This is a genomic window from Marinimicrobium locisalis, from assembly GCF_039822625.1.
Taxonomy (GTDB): domain Bacteria; phylum Pseudomonadota; class Gammaproteobacteria; order Pseudomonadales; family Cellvibrionaceae; genus Marinimicrobium; species Marinimicrobium locisalis.
This window is the reverse complement of the sequence record NZ_JBDLLG010000030.1, coordinates 44,412-51,370: the sequence shown is the minus strand read 5'-3', so window position 1 is coordinate 51,370 and position 6,959 is coordinate 44,412. Positions and strand designations below refer to the sequence as shown.

Sequence of the window (6,959 nt, the reverse complement as noted above, 5' to 3'; positions counted from 1 at the left end):
AAGCCACCTGGGGTGGGTCAAAATTATTGGCCAGAGGTGGGTCAGTTTAGATGGCCATTAACACTGCCAAACCGGAGGCAGTGTCATTGACTGGGTCATCAAGACTCAGGGCGTCAGCTTCCGTCACGCTGTTGAAATCTTGCGCGACGACATCCCCGCTTTAGCGGCTTCAGTTCAGCCGGTGAAAAAGAGCACCACCAAGAAACTGGATGTGCTGCTGTCTGAGGATGCCGAAGCTCAACAGCTACTCAACCAGGTGATGGACTACTACCACGAGACCCTAAAGCAAAGCCCAGAAGCGTTGGACTACCTGGCCAGCCGGGGCCTGGGCTGCCCAGAGCTGATCGAGCGCTTCAAGCTCGGTTATGCCAATCGCACCTTGGGCTACCGCTTGCCGGAAAAGAACCGTAAGGCGGGCGCGGCCGTCCGGGGCACTCTGCAGGAAATCGGTATCCTGCGCGACAGTGGCCACGAGCACTTTAACGGTTCTGTGGTGGTGCCCGTCCTAAATGCTGAAGGCAATGTCATCGAAGCCTACGGGCGTAAGATCCTCGGCAGCCGGTTACGTAAAGGCACAGCGCAACACTTGTACTTACCCGGCCCTCATGCCGGTGTCTGGAACGCCGATGGCCTGGACGGACAGAAAGAAATTATCCTCTGTGAAGCCTTAATCGACGCCATGACCTTCTGGGTCAATGGTTATCGCAATGTCACAGCCAGCTATGGCACCTCGGGTTTTACGGATGATCACCTGGCGCTGTTCAAGCAATCGGGTGTTGAGCGGGTGCTGATCGCCTATGACCGGGACCAGGCCGGAAACGCCGCTGCAGCAAAGCTTGCCGAACGGTTACAGGCTGAGGGCCTGGCGTGCTTCCGCATCGAGCTGCCCAAGGGTGTGGACGTAAATGAATACGCCTTGCAAGTGACACCGGCACCCAAGAGTCTGGGGCTGGTGATCCGCAAGGCCGTGTGGATGGGCGCAGGCAAGCCGCCAGAGCGGCAGCTGGATATGGTCTTGCCGCCGGTTCAATCCACTGCGGAAGTGGTGAAAAACCATCGCGAAGAAACCACTTCTTCCTTAGTCGCTGAAGCGGTGAAAACCGTTGAACCTGAATCACTGCCACCGGCTCAGGCAATGCCGGCGGCGCCGGCAAATCCTGTTGATGCGGAAGTCTCGGAGAAAGAAATAGCCTTCACCTTCGGCAATCGAAAATACCGTGTCCGTGGCCTTGAGAAAAACAAAAACTATGAAGTGCTGAAAGTGAATGTTATGTGCATGGATGCACGGTATGCCGATGCGTCAGGAGACAACGCATCGTCGCTGGCAGGTGGCGGCATCCACGTAGACACCTTCGATCTCTATGCCGCCAAGCACCGCCAGAGCTTTATCAAGTTGGCTTCCCTGGAGCTGGGAGTTGAGGAAAACACCCTAAAAAAGGACCTGGGCAAGGTGCTGCTCAAGCTCGAAGAGTTACAGGAACGCATGATCCAGGGGCCAGCCGAAGACAGCAAAAAAGCGACGGCGCTGAGCGAGCAAGACCAAAGCGACGCCCTGGAGCTGCTGCGCGATCCTGACTTGTTAAACCGCATCCTGTCCGACTTTAGCCGCTGTGGTGTGGTCGGTGAAGAAACCAATAAGCTAGTTGGTTATCTCGCGGCGGGAAGCCGTAAGCTGGATAGGCCCCTGGCCGTAATACTCCAAAGCACCAGCGCCGCCGGTAAAAGCAGTTTAATGGATGCCGTGCTCAACTTGATGCCGGAGGACGAGCGGGTGCAGTACAGTGCCATGACTGGCCAAAGCCTATTCTATATGGGCGAGACCAACCTCAAGCACAAGATCCTGGCCATTGCCGAGGAAGAGGGCGCCAGCAACGCCAGCTATGCCCTGAAGCTGTTGCAAAGTGAAGGCGAAATCACCATCGCCAGCACTGGCAAGGACGAGGCCACTGGCAATCTGGTCACCAAAGAGTACCGGGTGGAAGGCCCTGTGATGCTGTTCCTGACCACCACGGCCATCGATATCGACGAGGAGCTGTTAAACCGCTGCCTGGTGCTCACAGTGAACGAATCGAGAGAGCAGACCCGCGCGATCCACGAAGCACAAAGAAAACGCCGAACCTTGGATGGCTTGACCGCCAAGCTGGAAAAAGAGCAACTGGTAAAGCTCCACCGCAACGCGCAAAAGTTGTTACGCCCGTTGGCCGTAATCAACCCCTACGCCGATCAACTGACCTTCCTGGACGATAAAACCCGCACCCGCCGCGACCATGAAAAATACCTGACCCTGATCGACAGTATTACCTTGCTGCACCAATACCAGCGGGAGGTTAAAACCATCCATCACGCCGGTAAAAACATCAGCTATATCGAAGTGCAGCTCAGTGATATCGAGACCGCCAACCGCCTTGCCCACGAGATCCTGGGCCGCACCTTGGATGAGCTGCCACCGCAAACTCGAAAGCTGTTAAAGCTGATTCAGCAAATGGTGAAAGCGGAATGTGAGCAACAGAAAATCGAGCAAAAGGACTTCCGCTTTAGTCGTCGTGATCTGCGTGAAGTTGTGCAGTGGAGTGATACCGCGTTAAAGGTTCATATGGCCCGACTGGTTGAGCTGGAGTATCTGCTGATCCACCGAGGTGGACGCGGCCAAAGCTATGACTATGAACTGCTCTATGATCGGGCGAGTGGTGATGACCGGCAACACCTGATGGGCTTAATCGATGTTGAGAAGCTGAGTTACGATGTTAAGCGGTCAGGGCACAAGCCAAGCTGGTCAGGGGCTGGTCAGCCCTCAGTCCGGGGGCAGTCAGAGGCGGCGAAATCGGCGCAGCCCATGAACGATAAGGCTTCAAGCGCAGGTGGTCCGAAAAGTTCAGAAAGCCCTTCTAGAGCTAAAAATAATCATGCACGAAGTGCCGCCCAATCACACCGTAACCCAATGGCCGTGGTGCTGTCATGAGCAACAACAGCCTGACCTTCCTTAGCCGCTTGTATGTGGACCACCTAAAAGTGATGAACTATGCCGATAGAACCGTCGGCCACAGGGAAACCACTCTGACCCAGTTCAGCGCCTGGTGCGAAGAGCGCGGTATCCTTAAGGCCAGTGAAGTGACCAAGCCGATCCTGGAGCGTTACCGCAGACACCTGCACCACAGCCGCGACAAACGCGGCAATCCGTTCAGCGCCAAAAACCAGATGGCCCGCTTGATCCCGATCCGCGGCTTCTTCAAATGGGCCACCCGGCAAAATTACCTACTGTACAACCCGGCCAGCGAGCTGGAGTTGCCCAAGGTAGAAAAACGCCTGCCCAAGGCCACGCTCTCACCGGAGGAGGCCGAGCTGATCCTATCCCTGCCCAACATCCATACCGACGAAGGCTTGCGTGACAGGGCAATCGTAGAAGTGCTGTACAGCACCGGCATCCGCCGTATGGAAGTGGTCAACCTCACCCGCGCCGACCTGCACCCGGACCGGGGCGTGTTGGCCGTGCGCCAGGGCAAAGGCAAGAAAGACCGCTTCGTGCCCATCAGCGACCGGGCGATGGGCTGGCTCAAGCGCTATCTGGATGAGGTGAGAATCGGCTTTGCCATCGAGCCGGACCCGGAGAACGTCTTCCTCGAATCCACCGGCCAGCCCCTGACGCCGGATAAACTCAGCCGCCTGGTGTCCAAGTACATCAAGCAGGCCGATATCGGCAAGGGCGGTTCCTGTCACTTGTTCCGCCATACCGTGGCCACCTTGATGCTGGATAACGGTGCGGATATCCGCTTTATCCAGCAGATGCTGGGGCATGTGAGTATCGGCACTACCGAGATCTATACCCATGTATCTATCGTGAAACTTAAGCAGATCCACGATATGACGCACCCGACCATGCACAAGAAACATGAGTCGGACGACGAGCCCGAGGCGACAGAGGAGGAATTGTTGGCAACGTTAGAATCTGAGGATGACGATTAAAGTGGATGTAGCTATAATGCGATGTAATGCACTGTACTACACAAGGGTGAACCCTATGGGAATGACAAGCGTAAGAATGCCTGATGAGTTGCTGGATCGCTTGGAGCGTACAGCCGAACAACTGCGTCGCAGCAAGGGCTGGATTATTAAAGATGCCGTTGAGGAGTACCTGGCGCGAGAGGAGCTAAAGCAACGCCGTAACCAGGAAACTCTGGAGTCCTGGGAAGATTACAAAGCGGGTCGCGTCATTGATGGAGATGACATGATGGCTTGGCTGGACAGCTGGGGAACCGATGATGAAAAGGAACCGCCCTTTAAATGAAAGTGACCTATACCGCACGAGCCGGGCGAGACTTTGCCCGGCTTCGTGATTTTATCCGTCAAAAGAACCCGCAAGCGGCACAAAAAGCCGGCCGCCAACTCAAGAAAAATATCCAAACCCTGGTCGATCAACCGCAGATGGGAACACCAGTGGAAGAGCTGGAAAACTTCCGCGAGCTGGTTGCCCGTGACTACATTGTGCGTTATCGCGTACTGTCAGATGAGATCGTGATCTTGAATATCTGGCATGGAAAGGAAGACCGTTAAGGGCGGGCATCAAGCACTCACCCGCGTGTCACTAAGCTTGCAAAAAAAGCGCAAGCTTGGCGCCACCCTCGCCCCGTGCCAGCATCAGGTTCAAACCGTTCGTTCCTGCCTCCAGCACTGCGTGCTTCCGGGCAGTGCTGGCGCACTGCATAGGGAATAAGGCCGCTCTGTCGCATGTCATGGTGCTTGCAAGTGTCGTCTGGTGCGCTGCTTCCGTTTTAGCCGCTAAAAGACGTCCAGCGCGCACCAGTCGTCAAGCCTGGGCAAGCACCACGCCACACTCCATAGCCCTGTCTAGCCAGCCTCCCCCGGCGCAAAAAGCGCGCCTCCCCGCCCTAAAACCCTACCCGCCGGCACGGGCACACCCTGTGCCGGCGGGGTTGTTCGTGCTTCGTAGCAAACCCTGTACAAGCATCAGCGGCTAAGGCGGGCAGGGCCGGGCTGGTTGCTGGCTTGGGTTTGTTTACCCCCTAGCCCCCAAGGGGGAACAAACAGGCTGGCGCAAGCGCGCTTAAAAGCGTTTGCTTCTCCCCCCTAAATCCCCCCGCTGGGGGGACTTCAGCCCGTGCCAGCGGGTAGAGCGTGTCTGCTGCATGCCCCTTCAGGATAGCCCCGTGCTCGGACTGTCAAGGCCAAGCCGCTGCGCGGTGCTGCGCAGCCTTGACAGCCCTGCGCGCGGCGCTCTGTGGAAGTGGCATACATCAGTCACTTGTTCCTGACAGTGACTGAAATACATCACATCCATGTGAATAACAGCCACTTAGGAGAAAGTTATGAAGAATGTGCCTTATGAGATCAAAACAATCATCAATGTCGCCAACCAGTTGGCCACCACCGGCAAAAGCGGCGCGTCCACCGGCGAGCGGATCGCGGCGGAGTTCGTCCTCAATCGCATGGAGTTCCTACCGGCCAGTTACCCGGATGTCCTGGACGCCTGGGATCGTCTGGATGATGAATGGCAGGAATACGTCAAGCTGATCAAAGAGCAATATGATGACTTACTGGTACCTTGGTAAGCACAAAGGGGCGCTACCGCGCCCCTGGTTGTTGTCATTAAAACCAATAAAAACAGACTTTAAGCGCCGTTCGCCGCAAAGTTGCTAGATCCAAAAGTGATGTTACGCTGGAGAAAATAAACACTTGAGGGGGGTTGAATAATGAGAGACTTGGCGGAACTGTTGGCGGTGTTGCACGGGCTTGACCCCATGTTCGTGATCGCGTTTATGTTGTGTCTGTATCTGTTAGTGAAAAAGCCCTGTAAATGAGCGAGAATGCGCGTCGGGGAAAATTTTACTAGCTGCGCGAACGCGCCGGGGAAACGCCCGGTAAGGTGTTGATGGCACTAGGAAAAATCGGTTGCGGGCTACGATGTTGCGTCGGGTGCGTGCATCTGCACAAAAGGGGATGGCCCGGTCCGCATTTGAAGATGCATACGGCGATATACTGAAGGCTGGTGGCATTGATATCGATGCCAATATTAAGGAAGCTAATGAAATGAGTCTTTCAGACTGGATAAAAGCTGTTGCTACTAGGGGAAAATGGGACTATAAAAATAGCAAAGCACTAATTGCAGCCGACTTTAGTCCGGCTCGTTTAGATGAGTTTGGCAACGTTCATTTTGGTGTTGTGGCTGCGGCCCATGGTTTTAGCCTATCTGCTACCTTGTTCGGTGCGGGAAGTTATCAGGTGTTTAGGCAGTCTGGAGGATCTTTATGGGATTGGGGTAACGCTCCCTTCCTGGCGTCCGATAGCGAAGCTCGCTTTTATACACACATGGGCTGGACGTGGGGTGACAATCCAGGTGACTCAGTTAATATCATGAAAGGGTGGGATTACTATGATTCGAATTATTAAGGTCGCTATGGCGATTTTGATGGTGAGTCAAGTGGTGTGTGCTACGCCTCTGGGAGATAGAGACTCGGCGGTCGAATGGTTCGAAAGCAACCGAGTTGAACTGAAGTCATTACTTAAAATCGTCCTTTCGCATCAGAACATCCGGCGCGTAGAGGGTATGAATATGGCCTTTGTTCCCAAATACGGCGATTTTTCGAAAGAGGATATTCAGGCTTACAAGAAGGCGTTAGAAATGTCTGGGGACCTTGGAGTTCAGGCCATTGATATTTCAAGAAAAGGAAATAACTTGGACGGCAATTTGTTAGGTGTGGAGATGGTTTTGGTATCCGAAGGATTGGCCACAAAAGGTTATGCATTGACGGTCGAATATATTCCTGATCCAAGCTACGTTGAAAAAGCCGAGAAGCACGGGATACTCTACTATCCTCTTGATGCCGATAACTGGTATTTAGTCGAATACATAAACAAGTAAAACTAGTTGGTCCAAGCCTAACTGGAGGTCGGCCGGCTGGGTTAGGGTGTTCAAAAGTCTGTGGTAGTCAGGGGCTATTGGTTGC

General features: G+C 54.5%; 7 protein-coding genes. All 7 read left to right on the top strand.

Translation table 11 applies throughout. The features are described 5' to 3' along the window. Positions 1-181 precede the first annotated feature (181 nt). On the top strand, positions 182-2,959 hold the full coding sequence (locus tag AAE514_RS16735; protein WP_347332708.1) for a toprim domain-containing protein: 2,778 nt from the start codon (positions 182-184) through the stop codon (positions 2,957-2,959). Next, positions 2,956-3,960: a site-specific tyrosine recombinase XerC gene (gene xerC / locus AAE514_RS16730; RefSeq protein ID WP_347332707.1), complete on the top strand. Its 1,005-nt coding sequence runs from the start codon at positions 2,956-2,958 to the stop codon at positions 3,958-3,960. Before AAE514_RS16735 ends, xerC begins: the two co-directional genes overlap by 4 nt. A gap of 76 nt (positions 3,961-4,036) precedes the next feature. Next, entirely contained in the window at positions 4,037-4,282 is a 246-nt protein-coding gene (locus AAE514_RS16725) for a CopG family ribbon-helix-helix protein (protein WP_347332706.1), read from the top strand. Further along, entirely contained in the window at positions 4,279-4,548 is a 270-nt protein-coding gene (locus AAE514_RS16720; protein WP_347332705.1) for a type II toxin-antitoxin system RelE/ParE family toxin, read from the top strand. Before AAE514_RS16725 ends, AAE514_RS16720 begins: the two co-directional genes overlap by 4 nt. A gap of 773 nt (positions 4,549-5,321) precedes the next feature. Continuing rightward, positions 5,322-5,564, top strand: a complete 243-nt coding sequence (locus tag AAE514_RS16715; RefSeq protein WP_347332704.1) for a hypothetical protein — start codon at positions 5,322-5,324, stop codon at positions 5,562-5,564. Between the two features lie 340 nt (positions 5,565-5,904). Next, positions 5,905-6,402, top strand: a complete 498-nt coding sequence (locus AAE514_RS16710) for a polymorphic toxin type 44 domain-containing protein (RefSeq protein WP_347332703.1) — start codon at positions 5,905-5,907, stop codon at positions 6,400-6,402. Then, the gene (locus tag AAE514_RS16705) at positions 6,386-6,874 is read left to right on the top strand and encodes a hypothetical protein (protein WP_347332702.1); all 489 of its coding nucleotides are present in this window, start codon (positions 6,386-6,388) and stop codon (positions 6,872-6,874) included. Before AAE514_RS16710 ends, AAE514_RS16705 begins: the two co-directional genes overlap by 17 nt. The last annotated feature ends 85 nt before the right edge of the window (positions 6,875-6,959 follow it).